Below are 18,787 nucleotides of genomic sequence, written 5' to 3'. Positions count from 1 at the left end.
CCCTCCCGCGTGCGGGAGGGGACCGAGGGGTGGGCGCCCGCTCTCCGCGAGCGCTCCGGATATTGGGTGCCGGGGGCCACCCCCAACCCCCTCCCGCACGCGGGAGGGGGCTAGAAATTACAACATCCCCAGTTCCAGCTTCGCCTCGTCGCTCATCTTCTGCGGGTCCCAGGGCGGATCCCAGACGAGGTTGACGTCGGCCGTGGCGATGCCCGGCACCGCGCTCACCCGCAGCTCGACCTCGCCCGGCATCGACTCCGCTACCGGACAATGCGGCGTGGTCAACGTCATGGTGATCGCGGCATGGCCGTTCGCGGTGATGTCGACGCCGTAGATCAGCCCGAGGTCATAGAGATTGACCGGGATTTCCGGGTCGTAGATCTCCTTGAGCGCGTCGATCACCGCCTCGTACAGCGGTCCGCCCGGCTCGCCGGCGCCGGGCTCGGCGGGCTTCTGCGAAAGGAAACCGGAGAGATAGTCGCGCTTGCGCTCGGCGGCGGGCTCGACCGCATCGTCGACGCGTGCCTTGGGCGGCGCCTCGACGGCCTCGACCTCTTCCACCACGATCCTGCGTTCTTCGTTCATCCGAAGATCCTCGTCACTCGTTCGATTCCACGGACGAGCGCGGCGACGTCCGCCGGCCCGTTATACACGCCGAAGCTCGCCCGCGCGGTGGCGGGAACCTCCAGCAGCTCCATCAACGGCTGCGCGCAGTGATGCCCGGCGCGGATCGCGACAGCACCCTCGTCGAGGATCGTCGCGACGTCGTGCGGGTGCACGCCCTCCACCGCGAAGCTGACGATGCCCGCGCTGTCCGCGGGACCGAACAGCCGCACGCTGTTGATGCCGGACAGCGCGGCGCGCGTCTCGGTCACCAGCGCGGTTTCGTGCGCATGGATGCGGTCGAGCCCGATGCCGTCGACATAATCGATCGCCGCATGCAACCCGACCACGCCGACGATGTGCGGCGTGCCCGCCTCGAAGCGGCCCGGCGGCGGTGCGTAGGTGGTCTTGGCGAAGGTCACCCGGTCGATCATCGATCCACCGCCCTGATAGGGGGGCATCGCGTCGAGCAGCTCGTACCGACCCCACAGCACGCCGATGCCGGTCGGGCCGTAGAGCTTGTGGCCGGAGAAGACGTAGAAGTCGCAGCCGAGCTCGGCGACGTTCACGGGCAGCCGGGCGACCGCCTGGCAGCCGTCGATCAGGATCTTGGCGCCGACGCCGTGCGCCAGCTCAGTCGCGCGCTTCACGTCGAGCACCGAGCCGAGCACGTTCGACACATGGGCGAGCGCGACCAGCTTGTGCCGGTCGGTCAGCATCGCGGCCATCGCGTCGAGATCGATGCGGTGATCGTCGGTGAGCGGCACCACATCGATCTGCGCCCCGATCTTCTCGGCGGCTATCTGCCAGGGCACGATGTTCGAGTGATGCTCGAGCGCGGAGAGCAGGATGCGGTCGCCGGCCTCGAGCTGGGTGGCGGCGTAGCACTCAGCGACAAGGTTGATCCCCTCGGTCGCGCCGCGGACGAACACCACTTCCTCCGGCTTGCCGTCGATGAACTTCGCCACCCGCGCCCGCGCCGCCTCGAAGGCGAGCGTCATGTCGGCCGAGCGCTGGTACACGCCGCGATGGACCGTGGCATAGGTCTCGCCATAGCCGCGCGCGATCGCGTCGAGCACCGGGCGGGGCTTTTGCGAGGTCGCGGCAGTGTCGAGATAAGCCCAGCCGGCCGGGATCGCGGGGAAGTCGGCGAGCACGTCGAGCGGGGCGGTGGTGGCCAGTACGCTCACAGCGCCGCCTCCAGCCAAGCCGCCGCATCCGCCGCGAACGCCTCGCGCACCGGCTCCTCCCCGATCCGCGCCAGCGCGTCCGCGACAAAGGCGTGGGTCAGCAGCGCCTTGGCCTGCGCGTCTTCGATGCCCCGGCTCTGCAGATAGAAGAGCGCGTTGCGATCGAGTTCGCCGACCGTCGCGCCATGCGCGCACTTTACGTCGTCGGCGAAGATTTCGAGTTCGGGCTTGAGGTTTACCGTCGCGGTGCGCTGGAGCAGCAGTCCGCGCAGCGACTGTTCGCCGTCGGTCTGCTGGGCCCCTCGGGCGACTTCCACCCGCGCGGCGAGGCTCGCCACCGACTGGTCGGCGGCCACCGCGCGCCAGATCTGGCGCGAGCTGCCCTCGACCTGCTCGTGGCGCACCGCAACCGCAGCTTCCTGCCGCTGCGTGCCGCTGGTGAGCAGCGCGCCGCCCATCTCGGCAAAGGCGCCCTTGCCGGTGAGGGTCAGCGCGCCATCGATCCGGCTGCCCATGCCGCCGGCGCCGAGGAAGATCGAGACGAGGCTCGCCCCCTCGCCCACTTCCGCCTCGTCGCGGATCGAGACGAAGCCGCCGGTCTGGACCAGCCGCACCGAGCGCATCAGCCGCGCGCCCTTGCCGAGCGCGATCGCGGTCAGCCGGTTCGCCCAGCCGGTGCCGGCAAAGGTCTCGACCACGGTCGCCACGGCATCGTCGGCGAGCAGGATGCGCGCAGGCACGTGATTCTCGCCGCCGGTGCCGAGATGGACGATCTGGATGCAGGTCGCGGCATGTTCGGGACCGAGGTGCAGCGCCCAGCCCTCGCCGATCGCCAGGCTGCCGAGCGGATGGTCGGTCGCGGCGATCTGGCGGGTGACTTCCACCGGCCCCGGACGGCTATGCGCAGGCTCGAACACGCCGTCGACGAAGCACAGCCGCGGGCCCTCGATGTCGAGGAACAGGTCCGCCGGGTCGATGCCTGCCGGTGCCTGCGGGCTCTCGGCCGAAGCGCGAAGCGCGTCCATGTCGGACCAGCGCCACGCCTCCGCCTTCTTCGTGGGAAGATCGAGCACGGTCACGCCGCCAGCGCTCCATAGCCTTCGCGCTCGAGTTCGAGCGCCAGTTCCGGCCCGCCCGAGCGGACGATGCGGCCATCGAACAGCACATGGACGAAGTCCGGCTTCACGTAATCGAGCAGGCGCTGATAATGGGTGATCAGCAGCACCGCCTTGTCGGGCGCGCGCATGATGCGGTTGATGCCCTCGCCCACCGCCTTCAGCGCATCGATGTCGAGGCCGCTGTCGGTCTCGTCGAGGATGGCGAGCTTGGGGTTGAGGATGCCCATCTGCACCATCTCATTCCGCTTCTTCTCGCCGCCCGAGAAGCCGACATTCACCGGCCGCTTGAGCATCTCCGCATCCATGCCGAGCGCCGCCGCCTGGGCGCGCGCCAGCTTGAGGAACTCGGCACCCGAGAGCGGGGCCTCGCCGCGGTGGCGGCGCTGGGCATTGGCCGCCTCGCGCAGGAACTGGACGTTCGATACGCCGGGGATTTCAACGGGATACTGGAAGCCGAGGAACAGGCCGGCGGCGGCGCGCTCGTGCGGTTCGAGTTCCAACAGATCCTGCCCGTCGAAGGTCACGCTGCCGCTGGTCGCCTCGTAGCCGTTGCGGCCACCCAGGACGTAGCCCAGCGTCGACTTGCCGGCGCCGTTCGGGCCCATGATCGCGTGCACTTCGCCCGCGTTGAGCGACAGGGTGAGGCCCTTGAGGATTTCCTTGCCGTCGACTTCGGCGTGCAGGTTCTGGATGTTCAGCATGGGGTTTAGATCGCCACGGTCACGAGAGAGAGGGTCTTGGGCTGGGCGCCCGCGTCATAGGCATCGACCAGCGAGCCGTCGGGCAGCTTCCACATGATCTTGTACTGCTTGGGCGCGGTGACGCTGGCCTTGATGTCGGCCTCGATCCTGTCGAGCACCGGGGTCAGCTTGCGCCAGGCGCTCGGCTGGTAGGGCCGGTCGTTGAGCAATAGACGACCGGCCTGGAAATCGGAATCGAGAAAGTCGCGGCACTGCTTGATCGCGCCGGCGACCTTGGTCGCGCGCGCGCCCGCGTCCGCCGGCGCGGTGCCGATCGCGCGGACGATGCAGCGCGCGTGGTTGGTCGCCGCGCCGAACTGGGCCGCGCTGTCGATCGCGACGCCGCCCTGAAGGGCGAAGGCTGCGGCAAGAAGGGCGTTCAACATGCACGATACTCCTGCGGGCCCGGAACGCGGCCCTGCGTCGTCGATACGTCAGCCGAGATGAGCGCAGGCTGAGCGGGGGCGGCGGGACGAATCATCCCACCGAACCTTCGAGCGAAATCCCGAGCAGCTTCTGCGCCTCGACAGCGAACTCCATCGGCAGCTGCTGCAGCACTTCGCGCGCGAAGCCGTTGACGATCAGCGCCACGGCGGCCTCCTGGTCCAGCCCGCGCTGGAGCGCGTAGAACAGCTGGTCGTCGCTGATCTTGCTGGTGGTCGCCTCATGCTCGATCTGGGCGCTCGGGTTCTTCACCTCGATATACGGCACGGTGTGTGCGCCGCACTGGTCGCCGAGCAGCAGCGAGTCGCACTGGGTGAAGTTGCGGACATTCTCCGCGCTCGCCGCCACGCGGACCAGCCCGCGATAGGTGTTGTCGCTGCGCCCGGCCGAGATGCCCTTCGACACGATGGTCGAGCGGCTGCCCTTGCCGAGATGGATCATCTTGGTGCCGGTATCGGCCTGCTGGCGGTTGTTGGTCACCGCCACCGAATAGAATTCGCCGACCGAATTCTCGCCCGCGAGCACGCAGCTCGGATATTTCCAGGTGATCGCCGATCCGGTTTCGACCTGGGTCCAGCTCACCTTGGAGTTGCGCCCCTGGCACAGCGCCCGCTTGGTGACGAAATTGTAGATGCCGCCCACGCCGTTCTCGTCGCCCGGATACCAGTTCTGGACGGTCGAATATTTGATCTCGGCATCGTCGAGCGCGACCAGCTCAACGACGGCAGCGTGCAGCTGATTCTCGTCGCGCATCGGCGCGGTGCAGCCTTCGAGATAGGACACATACGCCCCCTTGTCGGCGACGATCAGCGTCCGCTCGAACTGGCCGGTATTCTCGGCGTTGATGCGGAAATAGGTGGAGAGCTCCATCGGGCAGCGCACGCCCTCCGGCACATAGACGAAGGTGCCGTCGGAGAAGACCGCGCTGTTGAGCGTGGCGAAATAGTTGTCGCGCTGCGGCACCACCTTGCCGAGCCACTTCTGGATCAGCTCGGGATATTCGCGGATCGCCTCGCTGATCGACAGGAAGATGACCCCCGCCGCCTTGAGCTCGGCGCGGAAGGTCGTGGCGACCGACACCGAGTCGAACACCGCATCGACCGCGACCTTGCGCGCGCCCTCGACGCCCGCGAGCACCTTCTGCTCCTCGATCGGAATACCGAGCTTCTCATAGGTCCGGCGGATTTCCGGATCGAGCTCGTCGAGGCTGGTGATCGTCTTCTTCTGCTTGGGCTCGGCGTAATAATACGCGTCCTGATAGTCGATCGGCGGCACGTTGAGCTTGGCCCAGTCCGGCGCCTCCAGCGTCTGCCACAGGCGGAACGCCTTCAAGCGCCAGTCGAGCATCCACTCGGGCTCGTTCTTCTTGGCGGAGATATACCGGACGGTATCCTCGCTCAGCCCCTTGGGCGCGAACTCCTGTTCGACGTCCGAGGCGAAGCCCCATTCGTACTTCTTGTTCGCGGCGGCGAGCGCCTCGGCATTCTTGGTGGCCATCAGAAAGATACCTGGCTTTCCCCGGCGAGCACCGGAGAAGGAGAAGAAAGGTCGGAGGTGGAAGGCGCGAGCCCATGCACCGGCATTGCCGGGGCTGCAAGCACCGGAGGCGTAGCGAGGCTGGCAAGGCTGACCTGGGCGAGCGCCGAACGCACCGCATCGCTCACCACGCCCCAATGCGGCTTCACCCGGCAGTTTCCTTCCACGGCGCAATCATGCCGCGCCGAGTCGACGCACACGGTCAGCGCGATCGGTCCCTCGATCGCCTCGACGATCTCGGCAAGGCTGATCGCCGCGGGCGGCCGGGCGAGGCGGAAGCCGCCGCCGGTGCCGCGGGCGCTTTCGATCAGGCCGGCGGCGGAAAGCTTGCTCACCAGCTTCTGCACCGTCGGCAGCGGCAGGCCGGTCTCGTTCGCCAGCAGCGTCGCGTTGAGCCGGCACGACGCGCCGCAATGGCGCGCAGCAGCGGCCAGCATCACCACGGCATAGTCGGCAAGGCTCGAAAGACGCATCGACTCCCAATCGGACAAAGTTGATCCGATTGGGCATGTGGGCCTAGCGGCCGCCGAGGTCAACCGTCTCGGGGATCACATCGGGGAGAAAGTGGAACTTCTCGTTCTCCAGCGTCGCAGCGAGCACCGGATCGATGCCGTCGCGCAGCAACCCCGGCGTCTGGCCGGTGAAATGCTTGATCTCGTTGATCATGTGCGACTGGTCGGCAAAGGGCGCCATCACTTCGGCGAGGGGCGCGCCCTGGTGGATGCGCATCGCGGCGCCGATCGCGCGAAACTTGCGGCGCAGATGGTTGGGCGGCCCGGCGAAATATTCCTTGCACAGCCGCTGGACCTGGCGCTGCCCCATGCCGGTTTCGGCCTCCATCGCGTCGTACAGCGCATCGATCGTCGGATCGCCCGAGGCCGCCCATTCGCGCACAATCCGAAGGAAGGCGATATGTGCCTTGGGCACGCGCCGCGCGGCGTCGATCCGGCGCAGCAGGAAGGGCTCGACCGCGGCGACCATCGCTTCCAGCGTATCGAGCGTGCGGAGTTCGGCATGCAGCGCATGCACCTCCGGCCCAAAGATCTCGCCGCCGTCCACCAGCCGATCGGCCACCTGGTCCGCCGGGCGGCCCACCAAAGTGCGCCAGCCGATGCCGCGCAAGGAAATGCCGAAGCAGCGGAAGGGGCCCTGGATCCGATAGGTCCAGTGCGCGGTGCCGGGGCCGTTGACCATCACCGGCAGCGTTGTCTCGCTATGCGCGTCCGGGAAATGGACGGTACCATCGCCCTCCAGGCAGAAGCGCCACTGGCCGAGATCGACGCGCTCGACGCCCTCGATGCACGGCGCATCGATATGAGCGAGATAAAAGCTTTCGACATGCGGTATCAGCCGCCCGGTGGACGGCTGAAAGCGAATGTTCAAAGGCTGGCCCGCCCCCGCGCCACGGCGCGCGGCAATTGCAACCTGGCCCTCTTCGGCGCCACGCATGCGACGCTGTTCCCCTGTGCTTCGGTTCGTCGCACAGCTGGAGCATGGCTGCGCGGAAAGCGCAACGGAAAAGAGGCCCGGCCGGTTGCCCGGCCGGGCCCAAAGGAAAGGGTTCCCCCCGTTAAGCGGAACCCCTCGGGTCGCAGGGATGCTCTACCCGATTCGAGAGGCACGGTATTGTACGGAATCGACATTCCAGCCTTTGACGACGTTTGCCTTGCGATGCATGAGCGCTTTCATGGGCAAGATTCTTCGCAACCTGGTCTTCACGCTCGATCCGGAGCGGGCACATCGCGCGGCGATTCGCGCGCTGGCTCTGTGGGGCGGCGCGGGCGCACCCTTCGGTGGCGGCCCCGAGTCGGCGGCGCCGGTGACGCTGGCAGGGCTGAGCTTCCCCAATCGGGTCGGGCTCGCCGCGGGGCTCGACAAGGATGCCGAGGCGATCGCCGGCCTGTTCGGACTGGGCTTCGGCGCGGTCGAAATCGGCACGCTCACCCCCAGACCGCAACCCGGCAATCCCAAGCCCCGCCTGTTCCGGCTGGTCGAGGACGAGGCGGTGATCAACCGCATGGGCTTCAACAATAACGGGATCGACGCCGCGCTGGCGCGAATCGCGCGGCTGAAGCAGCGGCCCGGCATCCTCGGCATCAATGTCGGTGCCAACAAGGATTCGACCGACCGCGTCGCCGATTACGCCCTGGGCGTCACCAAGGCGGCGCGCCATGCCGACTATATCACGATCAACGTCAGCTCGCCCAACACGCCAAGCCTGCGCGATCTCCAGTCGCGGCCTGCGCTCGACGAATTGCTGGCGGCCGCGCATGCGGCGCGCGGCACCACGCCGCTGTTCCTCAAGGTCGCGCCCGATCTGGATCGCGCCGGGCTGGAAGGCGCGGTGCGCGCGGCGATCGATCATCATGTCGACGCGCTGATCGTCTCCAACACCACCATCTCCCGCCCGCCCCTCGCCTCGGCCCATGCCGGCGAGGCCGGCGGGCTTTCGGGCAAGCCGCTAAAGGACCTCGCCCGCGCCAAGCTGATCGAGGCGCGCGAAATCTCGGGCGAGCAGCTGCCGCTGATTTCGGCGGGCGGCATCGACGGGCCGGACGAGGCCAAGCGCCGGATCGAGGCGGGTGCGGTGCTGGTGCAGGTCTATTCGGCGCTGCTCTATCGCGGGACCGGTCTGGCACGCAGCATCGCGCGGGCGCTCGCCTGACGGCTTGCCTCCGGGGCAAAGCGCGCTACGCCTAGGTCCATGAGAAAAACGGTCGCGCTGCTCCTCCTGCTGTTCACGCCGCTGCTCGCCCATGCCCAGGGCATGGTGAGCGCCGCCGATCCCCGCGCGGCGGCGGCGGGCGTCGAGATCCTGCGCGCGGGCGGCAGCGCCACCGATGCGGCGATCGCGACGATGCTGGCGCTGGGCGTGGTCGAGCCGCAGAGCTCGGGCCTCGGCGGCGGCAGCTTCCTGGTGCTCTACGATGCCAGGACCAAGGCGATGACCACGGTGGACGGCCGCGAGACCGCGCCGATGGCCGCCGACGACCATTGGTTCTACGACGCCGCCGGCAAACCGCTCAGCCACTTCGCCGCGGTGCCCGGCGGGCGCAGCGTCGGCGTGCCGGGGGCGGTGCGGGCAATGGCGCTGGCGCATCGCCGTTCGGGCAAGCTCGCCTGGGCCAAGCTGTTCGCCCCCGCCATCCGCCTCGCCCGCGACGGCTTCGTGCTGAGCCCGCGGATGAACAATTCGCTCACCCAATTCTCCGGCCATGTCGATCCCGCCTATCGTGCGCTGTTCTTCGGCGCCGACGGCAAGCCGCTGCCCGCGGGCACCACCGTGCGCAACCCGGAGCAGGCCGCGCTGCTCGAGCGCATCGCAAGTCAGGGGCCCGACAGTTTCTATGTCGGTCCGCAGGCCGCCAAGCTGGTCGCGGCGGTGAACGGCGCGGCGCGCAACCCTTCGAAGATGACCACCGGCGACCTCGCGGCGTACGACGCCAAGGCACGACCGGTGCTGTGCGGGCGCTATCGCGGGTACAAGATCTGCTCGATGGGCCCGCCCTCCTCGGGCGGAATCACCGTGCTGATGATCCTGGCGCAGCTCGAACGCTTCGACCTGGGGCGCCTGGGCAAGGACTCGGCCACCGCCTGGCACCTGTTCGCCGAAAGCTCGCGGCTCGCTTATGCCGATCGCGACCTGTATCTCGGCGATCCGGATTTCGTGGCGGTACCGCTGAAGGGGCTGCTCGACCGCCGCTATATCGCCAGCCGCTCCAAGTTGATCGACCCCGCCAGGACGATGACCAGCATCGCCGCGGGCACGCCGCCGGGCGCGCCGAAGCGCGTGATGGCCAAGGTGCAGGAAGTCGCCGGCACCACCGACCTGGCGGTGACCGACGGGGCGGGCAATGTCGTCGAAGTCACCACCACGGTGGAAGGGCCGTTCGGCTCAGGCCTGACGGTCGACGGCATGATCCTCAACAACCAATTGACCGATTTCGACACCGTGCCGGTGAAGAACGGGTATCTGGTGGCCAACCGGGTCGAGGGCGGCAAGCGGCCGCGCAGCTCGATGGCACCGACGATCGTGTTCGGCCCCGACGGCAAGGTCCGCCTCGCGGTCGGCGCGGCGGGTGGCTCCACGATCATCGCGCAGGTGGCCAAGGCGATCATCGGCGTCGTGGACTGGAAGCTCTCCGCGCAGGACGCGATCGGCCTCGGCCTGCTTTACGCGCCGGGCAAAACCGCGATCGCCGAGCAGGGTACCCAGCTCGACGCGATGCTGCCTGTGCTACGCGCGCTGGGCGAGGACGTCCGTGCTGCTCCGATGGGCCTCAAGGCCAATGCGATCGAGCGCGTGGGCGGCCGCTGGGTCGGCGCCGCCGACCCGCGCAGCGAAGGGGTGGCAATGGATCAGGACGGCTCGGTAACGGTTATACAGCGGGTGGGTGCCAAGCCCAACCGCCCGTCGGAATGAAGCGGGACGCTCAAGGATAAGATGGGGCGCCTGCAGGGGGAGTAGGAATGCGCAAGCTCGAACGTTTCGATAATCTGGTGACGATGTTCCTCACGCGGGCCGCGGAGAAGGGGGACGCGCCGTTCCTCTGGCACAAGGCCGGCGGCTCCTGGCACCCGACCAGCTGGGCCGAGGCGGCGCGCCAGGTGGCGAGCCTCGCCACCGCGCTCAAGGCGCTGGGGCTCAAGCCCGGCGACCGGGTGATGCTCGTTTCCGAGAACCGCCCCGAATTCTGCATCAGCGACCTCGCGATCATGGCGGCGGGTTGCGTCACCGTCCCCACCTACACCACCAATACCGAGCGCGATCACCAGCATATCCTGGAAAACAGCGGCGCCTGCGCGGTGATCGTCTCGAACACCAAACTCGCCAAGACGCTGCTGCCGGCGATGCTGCGATCCTCCGCAGGGCGGATCGTGATCGGCATCGACGACGTCCGACTGGCGCAACAGGGCAGCCTCGAGGTCCACGACTTCCGCGAGCTGATCGCCGCGCACGCCACCGATGCCGCCACCGCCGCCGCGCACGCCACGTTCAAGCGCGAGGATCTGGCCTGCATCATCTACACCAGCGGCACCGGCGGGTCGCCGCGCGGGGTGATGCAGCATCACGGCGCGATCCTGCACAATTGCCAGGGCTGCACCGCGATCATTTCGGAGGATTTCGGCTGGGCGGACGAGGTGTTCCTGTCCTTCCTCCCCCTCTCGCACGCCTATGAACATACCGGCGGCCAGTTCTTCCCGATCGCGCTGGGCGGCCAGATCTACTATTCAGAGGGGCTGGAAAAGCTCGCCTCGAACATCGAGGAAGTGCGCCCCACCATTATGGTCGTCGTGCCGCGGCTGTTCGAGGTGCTGCGCACCCGCATCACCAAGCAGGTCGAGAAGCAGGGCAGCTTCGCCACCTACCTGCTGGAAAAGGCCGTGGCGATCGGCGGGCGCAAGGCGGCGGGCAAGTCCGGCATCGCCGACGCGCCGATGAACCTGCTGCTCAACGCCACGCTGCGGCCCAAGCTCGCCAAGCGCTTCGGCGGGCGGATCAAGGCGCTGGTCTCGGGCGGCGCGCCGCTCAATCCCGAAGTCGGCATCTTCTTCGAATCGCTCGGCCTCACCTTCCTCCAGGGCTATGGCCAGACCGAGTCGGCGCCGGTCATCTCGTGCAACCGGCCCAAGGTGGGCCTCAAGATGGACACGGTCGGCCCCCCGATGGACGACGTCGAGGTCCGCATCGCCGAAGATGGCGAGATCCTGGTGCGCGGCGAGCTGGTGATGCACGGCTATTGGCGTAACGAGGCCGAGACCGAGCGGGTGCTCAAGGACGGCTGGCTCCACACCGGCGACATCGGCGAGATCGACGCCAAGGGCCGCATCAAGATCACCGATCGCAAGAAGGACATCATCGTCAACGACAAGGGCGACAATGTCTCGCCCCAGAAGATCGAGGGCATGCTGACGCTACAGCCCGAGATCCTGCAGGCGATGCTCTATGGCGACAAGCGGCCCTACATGACCGCGGTGATCGTCCCCGATCCCGACTGGGTGCAGGAATTCTGCGCCAAGACCGCGACGCCGTGCAAGTTCCGCAACCTCTCGCGCGACGCCGACTTCAAGGCGACGATCGGCGCGGCGGTGGAACGGGTAAACCGCGACCTTTCGGTGATCGAGCGGGTGCGCAAGTTCATCCTCGCCGACGAGGCCTTCACCATCGAGAACGAGCAGCTGACGCCGAGCATGAAGATCCGGCGGCACGTGCTGAAAGCCGTCTATGCGGAGCGTCTCGACGCGCTTTATTGAGCATCCGTCCCAACTTGGGTATGAATTGGTATTTTCATCGAACCGTCTTGGTATTGTCGCTTCCGCGTCATCGCGCACGCCTAGCGGCCGGGGTTGAGAAGCGTCCGGCAGGACGCCCCGGCCACCAAGGGGAAACCGATGAACTTCCGCACCGGCGGCGCGCTGATCGCGCTGCAGCTCGCCTGCATGCCCGCCGCCTTCGCCCAGGCGCAGACCGATCCCGCCGCCGCACCGGATAGCGGCGAGCAGATCGTCGTCACCGGCACCCGCGAGCGCGCCCGCACCCAGTTCGATACGCTGGCCCCGGTCGACGTGCTGTCGAACGCGATGCTCGAATCGAGCGTCTCGGGCGACCTCAACGATACGCTGGCGCAGCTGCTGCCCTCATTCAACGTCCAGCGCCTCCCCGCCGCCGACGGCCAGGCGTTCGTCCGGCCCGCGACTCTGCGCGGCCTCTCCGCCGATCAGACGCTGGTGCTCGTCAACGGCAAGCGCTTCCACCGCTCGGCGCTGCTCGGCACGCGCGGCGCCCAGGCGCCCGACCTCGCCGCGATCCCCGCCCACGGCATCGGCCGCGTCGAGGTGCTGCGCGACGGCGCCTCGGCACAGTATGGCTCGGATGCCATCGCCGGCGTGATCAACCTGCTGCTCGACGACAAGCCGGGCATGGCGGTGTTCGGCCAGGCCTCCAGCTATTATGCCGGTGACGGCAACGAATATCAGGGCGGCCTGCGCGGCGGCATCGCGCTGGGCGACCGCGGCTCGATCGTGTTCACCGGCCAGTATGACCATGCCGAGGCGACCTCGCGCACCCGCCAGCGCCCCGATGCGATCGCCTTCCAGGCCGCCAACCCGACCCTCGCCGTGCCCAACCCGGTGCAGCGCTGGGGCCAGCCCGATCAGGAGCGGATCGCCGGATCGGTCAACGCGCATGTCGACCTGGTCGAGGGCGCGACGCTCTACGCCTTCGGTACCGCGCAGAGCGGCGAAGGCGTGACCGACTTCAACTGGCGCAACCCGGTGGGCACCGCCTCGGTCTACGGCGCGAGCAGCGCCTTCCCCGGCTTCTCCTTCACCAAGCTCTACCCGGCGGGCTTCACCCCGCGCTTTGGCACGCGCTTCGCCGACCACCAGGCGGTGGGCGGCCTGCGCGGCGACGCCAGCGACCGTTTCCACTATGACCTCAGCGTCTCGCAGGGCGAGAGCCGGATCGATTATACGCTGGGCGAAAGCCTCAACGCCTCTCTGGGCCCGAACAGCCCGACCAGCTTCTATCTCGGCCGGCTGACTCAGCGCGAATTCAACCTCAACGCCGACTTCGTCTACCGCCTGCCGGTCGGCCTGGGCGATCCGGTGAACGTCGCGTTCGGCGGCGAGCGCCGCGTCGAGACCTATCGCGTCGGCACCGGCGACCCGGCGTCCTATGCGGTCGGTCCGGGTGCGGCGACCGGCCTCGCGCCCAATTCGAACGGCTTCCCCGGCTTCAGCCCCGCACAGGCGGGCCAGTGGAGCCAGCGCAGCTATGCCGGCTATGTCGATCTCGAATGGGCGCCGGTCGAAAAGGTGACGCTCGGCGCCGCCGGGCGCTACGAGGATTTCTCGGCGTTCGGCGACACCTTCACCTACAAGCTCGCCGGCCGCTTCGAGCCGGTGCACGGCCTCGCCGCGCGGCTGACCTATTCGACCGGCTTCCGCGCTCCGACGCCGGCGCAGCTCAATACCCGCCAGGTGACCCAGGGCCTCGACACCCGCACGCTGCAGGTGTTCAACCAGGGCCGCCTGTCGCCGACCGATCCGATCGCGGTGGCGCTCGGCGCCAAGCCGCTCAAGCCCGAGAAGTCGCGCACGTTGACCGCGGGCCTGGTCGGCCAGACCGATTTCGGCCTGGGTGCGACGGTGGATCTCTACCAGATCGACGTCGACGATCGCTTCGGCCAGTCGGCCACTTTCGCGGTGCCGGCGACCTTCGCGAACCCGGATCGCTTCACCTCGGTCAGCTATTTCACCAACGACTTCGACACGCGCACGCGCGGCGTCGACGTGGTGGTGAGCTATGCGCGGCAGGTCGGGCCCGGCAAGGCGAACCTCAGCCTCGCCTACAACTATAACGAGACGAAGGTGCGCGGCGGCAACAGCGCGTCGATCGCCAATGCCACCCAGCGCCGGATCTTCCAGGAGCGCCTTCCGCAGCACAACGCCACCGGCACGTTCAACTACGATCTCGGCAAGGTCGGCGTGATGGTGCGCGGCCGCTATTACGGCGCCTGGACCGACGTGACCGGCAATGCCACCGGTGAGCTGTTCCAGCGCTTCGGCGGCATCGCGCTGTTCGACGCTTCGGTGAGCGTCCGCGTCACCAAGATGCTGACGCTGCGCGGCGGCGCAGAGAATATCTTCGACACCTATCCGGCGGAGGCGACCAATCAGGCCAATCGCGGCCTGATCTACTCGCGCAACGCCCCCTATGATACCGATGGCGGCCAGTACTATGGCCGGGTGGAGCTGCGCTTCTGATGCACCGCATGGATCGTCGTTCGATATTGGCGGGGGGCCTTGCGTTCCCCGCCCTCGGTCTCTCCAGCGGAGCATGGGCGATGGACGACGATCCCTATTGGCGCGGCATCGCGGCGCAGTTCACGCCGCCGGCGGACGTCATACAGCTCGAGAACGGCAATTGGGGCATGATGCCCGGCCCGGTCTTCGCCGCCTATCAGGAACAGCTCGCGCGGGTGAACCGCGATACCAGCTTCTATGCCCGGCGCGGCCTCACCAAGGATCTGGTCGCGGTGCGCGACCAAGCCGCGGCGGCGATGGGCGTGGCGCCGGACGAACTCGTCCTCACCCGCAACGCCACCGAGGCGCTGGAAACGCTGATCCTCGGCTATAACCGGCTGCAATCGGGCGATGCGGTGCTGATCGCCGATCTCGATTACGACAGCGCGCAGGCGTGCATGGCGAGCCTTGTCCGTACGCGCGGCGTGCAACTGGTGAAGATCGCGCTGCCCGAGCCCGCCAGCCGCCAAGGGCTGATCGACGCCTATGCCGCCGCGCTGGCGGCAAACCCGCGGCTCAAGCTGATCCTGCTGACGCATCTCAGCCACCGCACCGGGCTGGTGCTGCCCGTGCGCGAGATCGCGGCGCTGGCACGAGCGCAAGGCGCGGACGTGATCGTCGATGCCGCACATAGCTGGTGCCAAATCGACTTCGCCGTACCCGATCTCGACTGCGATTTCGTGGCCATCAACGGCCATAAATGGCTGGGGGCGCCGCTGGGCGTCGGCTTCCTCCACGTCCGCAAGGCGGCGCTCGGCAAGATCGATCGCCATCCGGCCAACGCGGCGGGCGGGCCGGACACGCTGTTCTCCAAGGTGCATCTCGGCACCTATGACTTCGCCGCGAGCCTCACCGTGCCGGCGGCGCTCGCCTTCCAGCAGGCGATCGGCGGCGCGCATCGTGCCGCGCGGCTGCGGGCGCTACGGGATCGCTGGGTAGCGCGGTCGCGGCAGGTCGAGGGAATCGAGGTGCTGACGCCCGACGATCCCGCCTCGCACGGCGCGATCACCTCGTTCCGGGTGCGCGGCGTGACCAGCAGCGAGGCCAATGCCAGGCTCGCTGCGCGGCTGCTCGACCAGCACAGGATTTTCACCGTCCACCGCGACGGCATCGCGGCCGGCGCCTGCGTGCGCGTAACGCCTGCGCTGTTCAACAGCATGGCCGACATGGACCGGCTGGCCGGCGCGCTGCCCGATATCGTGGGTTTTGCGCGGGGTTAAGCCATACATCCGTCATCCCGGCGAAAGCCGGGATCCATTCGCCTCTCCGCTACAGCAGGAGCGGCGACGGAGACCCCAATGGTTTCCGGCTTTCGCCGGAATGACGATGGTGGGGGCCGCGCACCAACAACGGACACGAAAAAGGCCGGAGGCGATCCGCTCGCCCCCGGCCTATCTTCGCATCGCCGGCGTTACTTCGCCGCCTTCTCCGGCAGCACCACCATCGTCCAGTCCCTGTCCGGCCGCAGATACTTGGCCGCCAGCGCCTGCAGCTCGGCCGGCGTCGTCGCGGCATAATCGCGGGCGAGGCTGCGCATGCCCGCGATCCGTGCCGGATCCTGCGTGCCGCCCTCGACCAGGTTCATCCAGAACATGTTCCCGCTCGACATGCGCAGCAGCTGCTGCTTGAGCGGGGTCAGCGCGCGGTTGAGCTCGTCAGCGTCGATCGGCTTCGCCACCAGGTCCGCCGCGATGTCGCGGGCGAGCTTGAAGAAGAAGTCGGTCTTGTCCGGCGGCACCATGCCCAGCGCGGCGATCTTGCCGCCGGTCGGCAGGCCCAGCGGCCAGTCGCTCAGCACATTGGGCGAATAGCTCACCCCTGCCTGGATGCGCAGCTGCTCGATCAGCCGGTCGCGGAACACCGCGGTCAGGATCTCGAGCTTGCGGCTCTCGGCGACGCCGGCGCTGCCGCCGCCGGTCGGCCAGGCGATCACCGCCGCGGCCTGATCGACCGCACCGGTATGCGTGCGCACTACCGGGGTGGCGACATGCGCCGGGAAGCGCACCGGCGCACCGCTTTCCTTGCCGTCGGCGCGGGGCTTGAGCGCGCCGAAGCTCGCCGCCACCGCCTGCACCGTCGCATCGGCGTTCATGTCGCCGAAGATCTCGACTTCGATCGGGCCGGTCTGGAGCAGCGGCTCCCACAGTGCGCGGAACGCCTTCGGGGTGAGCGCCGCCACTTCCTCGCGGCTGGGCACGCCCCAGCGCGGATCACCGTCGTGGAGCAGGGCATCGAGGTCGCGGCCGAGCACCGCGTCGGGCGAAGCCGAGAGGCCCGCATAAGAGGCGAGCGTCGCCGCCTTGGCGCGGGTGATCGGGTTGGGATCCCAGCCCGGCGCGTCCAGCTTGGTAGCGAATAGGCGGAGCTGGTCGGCAAGATCGTCCTTGTTGGTCTGCGCCTGGAAGACGAAAGCGTCCTCCTCGATGTCGAAGCCGAGGCCGATCTGGCGGTTGCCGGTCAGCGCATCGAGCTCCTCCTGGCCGAACTTGCCGATGCCGCTGGCCATCAGCGCGGTCTTGCCCGCCCAGCCCGGCACGCGCTTGTCGCCCGGCAGCGCACGCAGGCCGCGGCCGAAGCGGATATTGACCCACACCTTGCCGGTCTCGGAGGTGTCCTCGCGCATCAGCAGCTTCACGCCGTTGGCATAGGTGACCTCGTCGATCGCGAGATCGGGGTCGACGCGCTTGCGCTCGACAACCTTACCCGGCGCGCCGATGCGCGGCAGCTGGTCGAACTTCACGTTGAGCGAACGGCGCTTCATCACCGCCGCCTTGACGTCTGCCTGCAGCGCGGCAGTCACCTTGCGGACCACGTCGGGATCAGGCGCATGGGTGTTGACCAGCGCGCGCGTCGCGGTGCCTTCGAACACCTTCTTGGCCGAGGCCTGGACGGCCGCCGGCGTGAACATCCGCGCCGCGATCGCGCCCTTGAAGATCGCGTACGAGGCCTCGGGCGTGGTCACCGTCTCGTTGATGTCGACTGCCTGGACAAGGTCGTCCGCCAGCGACACCGCCGATTCGACCGGCGCCGTGGAAATGCGGTTGCGCATCACCGCGTCGATCTCGCCGAGCTCGCGGTCGATCTCCGCCTGGCTCGGCGGCGCGGCCATCAGTTCGGCGGCGGTGGCGCGGACGTCGCGCAGCGCGCTTTCCCAATCGTCGCCGGTGGGCAGCACGGTGAGCGTGGTGACGTTGGCCGAGCGGGCGATGTCGTCGAGATCCGCCCCCGCCCCAATGAACGAGGCACCCGAGCGCGCGCGCGATTCGAGGCGACGGTTGAGGATGCGGATCGCGACCATGTCGATCATGCGCTTCTGGTTGAAGATCACCGTGTCGGCATAGACCGTCCAGGGCCGCACGATCGCCATCAGCGCGACCGGCTGCAACGCCGGCTCGACGATGCTGGCAGCGATCGGGTGATCGGCCTCGGGCTTGCCGAAATCGGGCGTCTTGGGCGCCTCGCCCTTGCCCTGCCAGCTCGCGAAATACTTGTTGATCATCGCCTCGAGCACCGCCGGGTCGACGTCGCCGATCGCGATCACCGTGGCGCGTTCGGGGCGGTACCAGCGGTCGTGGAAGGCCTGCACACTGGCAGGCGTGGCGGCGTTGAGCGCCTCCACCGTGCCGATCGGCTCGCGATCGGCGAGCGGCTGGCCGGCGAAGATCAGCTGGTAGAGCGCATCCTGCATCCGCTTCTGCGGCGCAGGCTGCTCGCGGCCTTCGGCGAGCACTACGGGACGCTCGGCAGTGAGCGAGGCCTGGGTGATCGCCGGATTGGCCATCATGCCGGAGAGGATCTTGAAGCTCTCGTCCAGCCCCTCCGGCGTCGCATTGGGCAGGTCGAGCTTGTACGTCGTGCTGATGAACGTCGTGGCGGCATTGCTGTCCGAGCCGAAGGTCACGCCCAGCCGCTGCCAGATCCGCTTCGAATCGCCGTCGGGCACATAGGTCGAGCCGCGGAAGCTGAGATGCTCGAGCAGGTGGGCGAATCCGCGTTCGGAGTCGCGCTCCATCAGCGAGCCTGCGTCGATGCGGACGCGGATCGAAATCTGCCCCGGTGGCACGCCGTTCTTGCGCACCGCATAGCGCACGCCATTGGATAACCGCCCGAACTTCCACTTGTCGTCATGGACGAGGTCGCTGCCCTTGTAGAGCCAGGGATCCTCGGCGGTCTGGACACCCTCGGGCCGGCCTTGCGCCAGCACCGGGGTGGGCAGCGACGGGGCAGCGAGTGCGAGGAGAAGCAGGGCGAAGCGCGGCATGCGCGGACGTGAGAACATGTAGCCCTTTCTAGAGGCGAGTGGCGCGGCATGCCACCGGCAACCTTTCTGCCGGATGTACGCCACAAG

Annotated in this window: 14 protein-coding genes; 5 read left to right on the top strand and 9 right to left on the bottom strand. The window is 68.1% G+C overall.

The features are described 5' to 3' along the window. Positions 1 to 117: 117 nt before the first annotated feature. From CA234_RS00290 to CA234_RS00255, 8 genes are all read right to left on the bottom strand, one after another. Positions 118 to 585, bottom strand: a complete 468-nt coding sequence (locus CA234_RS00290) for an SUF system Fe-S cluster assembly protein (protein ID WP_125977766.1) — start codon at positions 583 to 585, stop codon at positions 118 to 120. Further along, positions 582 to 1,793, bottom strand: a complete 1,212-nt coding sequence (locus tag CA234_RS00285; RefSeq protein ID WP_126000609.1) for a cysteine desulfurase — start codon at positions 1,791 to 1,793, stop codon at positions 582 to 584. Before CA234_RS00285 ends, CA234_RS00290 begins: the two co-directional genes overlap by 4 nt. Beyond that, positions 1,790 to 2,872: a SufD family Fe-S cluster assembly protein gene (locus CA234_RS00280; RefSeq protein WP_206431064.1), complete on the bottom strand. Its 1,083-nt coding sequence runs from the start codon at positions 2,870 to 2,872 to the stop codon at positions 1,790 to 1,792. Before CA234_RS00280 ends, CA234_RS00285 begins: the two co-directional genes overlap by 4 nt. After that, positions 2,869 to 3,612: a Fe-S cluster assembly ATPase SufC gene (gene sufC, locus CA234_RS00275; RefSeq protein ID WP_125977770.1), complete on the bottom strand. Its 744-nt coding sequence runs from the start codon at positions 3,610 to 3,612 to the stop codon at positions 2,869 to 2,871. Before sufC ends, CA234_RS00280 begins: the two co-directional genes overlap by 4 nt. Before the next feature lie 5 nt (positions 3,613 to 3,617). Continuing rightward, on the bottom strand, positions 3,618 to 4,037 hold the full coding sequence (locus CA234_RS00270; protein ID WP_125977772.1) for a hypothetical protein: 420 nt from the start codon (positions 4,035 to 4,037) through the stop codon (positions 3,618 to 3,620). Positions 4,038 to 4,128: 91 nt separating this feature from the next. Continuing rightward, a complete protein-coding gene (sufB, locus tag CA234_RS00265; protein WP_125977774.1) occupies positions 4,129 to 5,592 on the bottom strand; it encodes a Fe-S cluster assembly protein SufB in 1,464 nt (487 codons plus the stop codon). After that, on the bottom strand, positions 5,592 to 6,104 hold the full coding sequence (locus CA234_RS00260; protein ID WP_125977776.1) for an SUF system Fe-S cluster assembly regulator: 513 nt from the start codon (positions 6,102 to 6,104) through the stop codon (positions 5,592 to 5,594). Before CA234_RS00260 ends, sufB begins: the two co-directional genes overlap by 1 nt. Before the next feature lie 43 nt (positions 6,105 to 6,147). Then, positions 6,148 to 7,014, bottom strand: coding sequence for a helix-turn-helix domain-containing protein (locus CA234_RS00255; protein WP_241213115.1), 867 nt, complete (start codon positions 7,012 to 7,014; stop codon positions 6,148 to 6,150). Between the two features lie 304 nt (positions 7,015 to 7,318). Here CA234_RS00255 and CA234_RS00250 point away from each other — a divergent pair, with 304 nt between their 5' ends. The 5 genes from CA234_RS00250 (at position 7,319) to CA234_RS00230 (ending at position 15,659) form a co-directional block, all read left to right on the top strand. Further along, positions 7,319 to 8,296, top strand: coding sequence for a quinone-dependent dihydroorotate dehydrogenase (locus CA234_RS00250; RefSeq protein ID WP_241213114.1), 978 nt, complete (start codon positions 7,319 to 7,321; stop codon positions 8,294 to 8,296). A 39-nt stretch (positions 8,297 to 8,335) separates the two neighbouring features. Beyond that, complete coding sequence (gene ggt, locus CA234_RS00245) at positions 8,336 to 10,054, top strand: gamma-glutamyltransferase (protein ID WP_206431063.1); 1,719 nt, start codon at positions 8,336 to 8,338, stop codon at positions 10,052 to 10,054. A gap of 47 nt (positions 10,055 to 10,101) precedes the next feature. Next, on the top strand, positions 10,102 to 11,886 hold the full coding sequence (locus CA234_RS00240) for an AMP-dependent synthetase/ligase (protein WP_126000608.1): 1,785 nt from the start codon (positions 10,102 to 10,104) through the stop codon (positions 11,884 to 11,886). Between the two features lie 138 nt (positions 11,887 to 12,024). Continuing rightward, positions 12,025 to 14,400, top strand: a complete 2,376-nt coding sequence (locus tag CA234_RS00235; RefSeq protein ID WP_126000607.1) for a TonB-dependent receptor — start codon at positions 12,025 to 12,027, stop codon at positions 14,398 to 14,400. Between the two features lie 80 nt (positions 14,401 to 14,480). Next, positions 14,481 to 15,659 (top strand): aminotransferase class V-fold PLP-dependent enzyme, encoded by a 1,179-nt coding sequence (locus tag CA234_RS00230; RefSeq protein ID WP_241213113.1) that lies wholly within the window; start codon positions 14,481 to 14,483, stop codon positions 15,657 to 15,659. A 191-nt stretch (positions 15,660 to 15,850) separates the two neighbouring features. Here CA234_RS00230 and CA234_RS00225 read toward each other — a convergent pair whose 3' ends face one another. Further along, entirely contained in the window at positions 15,851 to 18,700 is a 2,850-nt protein-coding gene (locus CA234_RS00225) for a M16 family metallopeptidase (protein ID WP_241213112.1), read from the bottom strand. Positions 18,701 to 18,787 lie beyond the last annotated feature (87 nt).

It is taken from the genome of Sphingomonas sp. ABOLE (assembly GCF_003950455.1).
Classification (GTDB): Bacteria; Pseudomonadota; Alphaproteobacteria; order Sphingomonadales; family Sphingomonadaceae; genus Sphingomonas; species Sphingomonas trueperi.
This window is presented reverse-complemented; position numbering and strand designations above follow the sequence as displayed.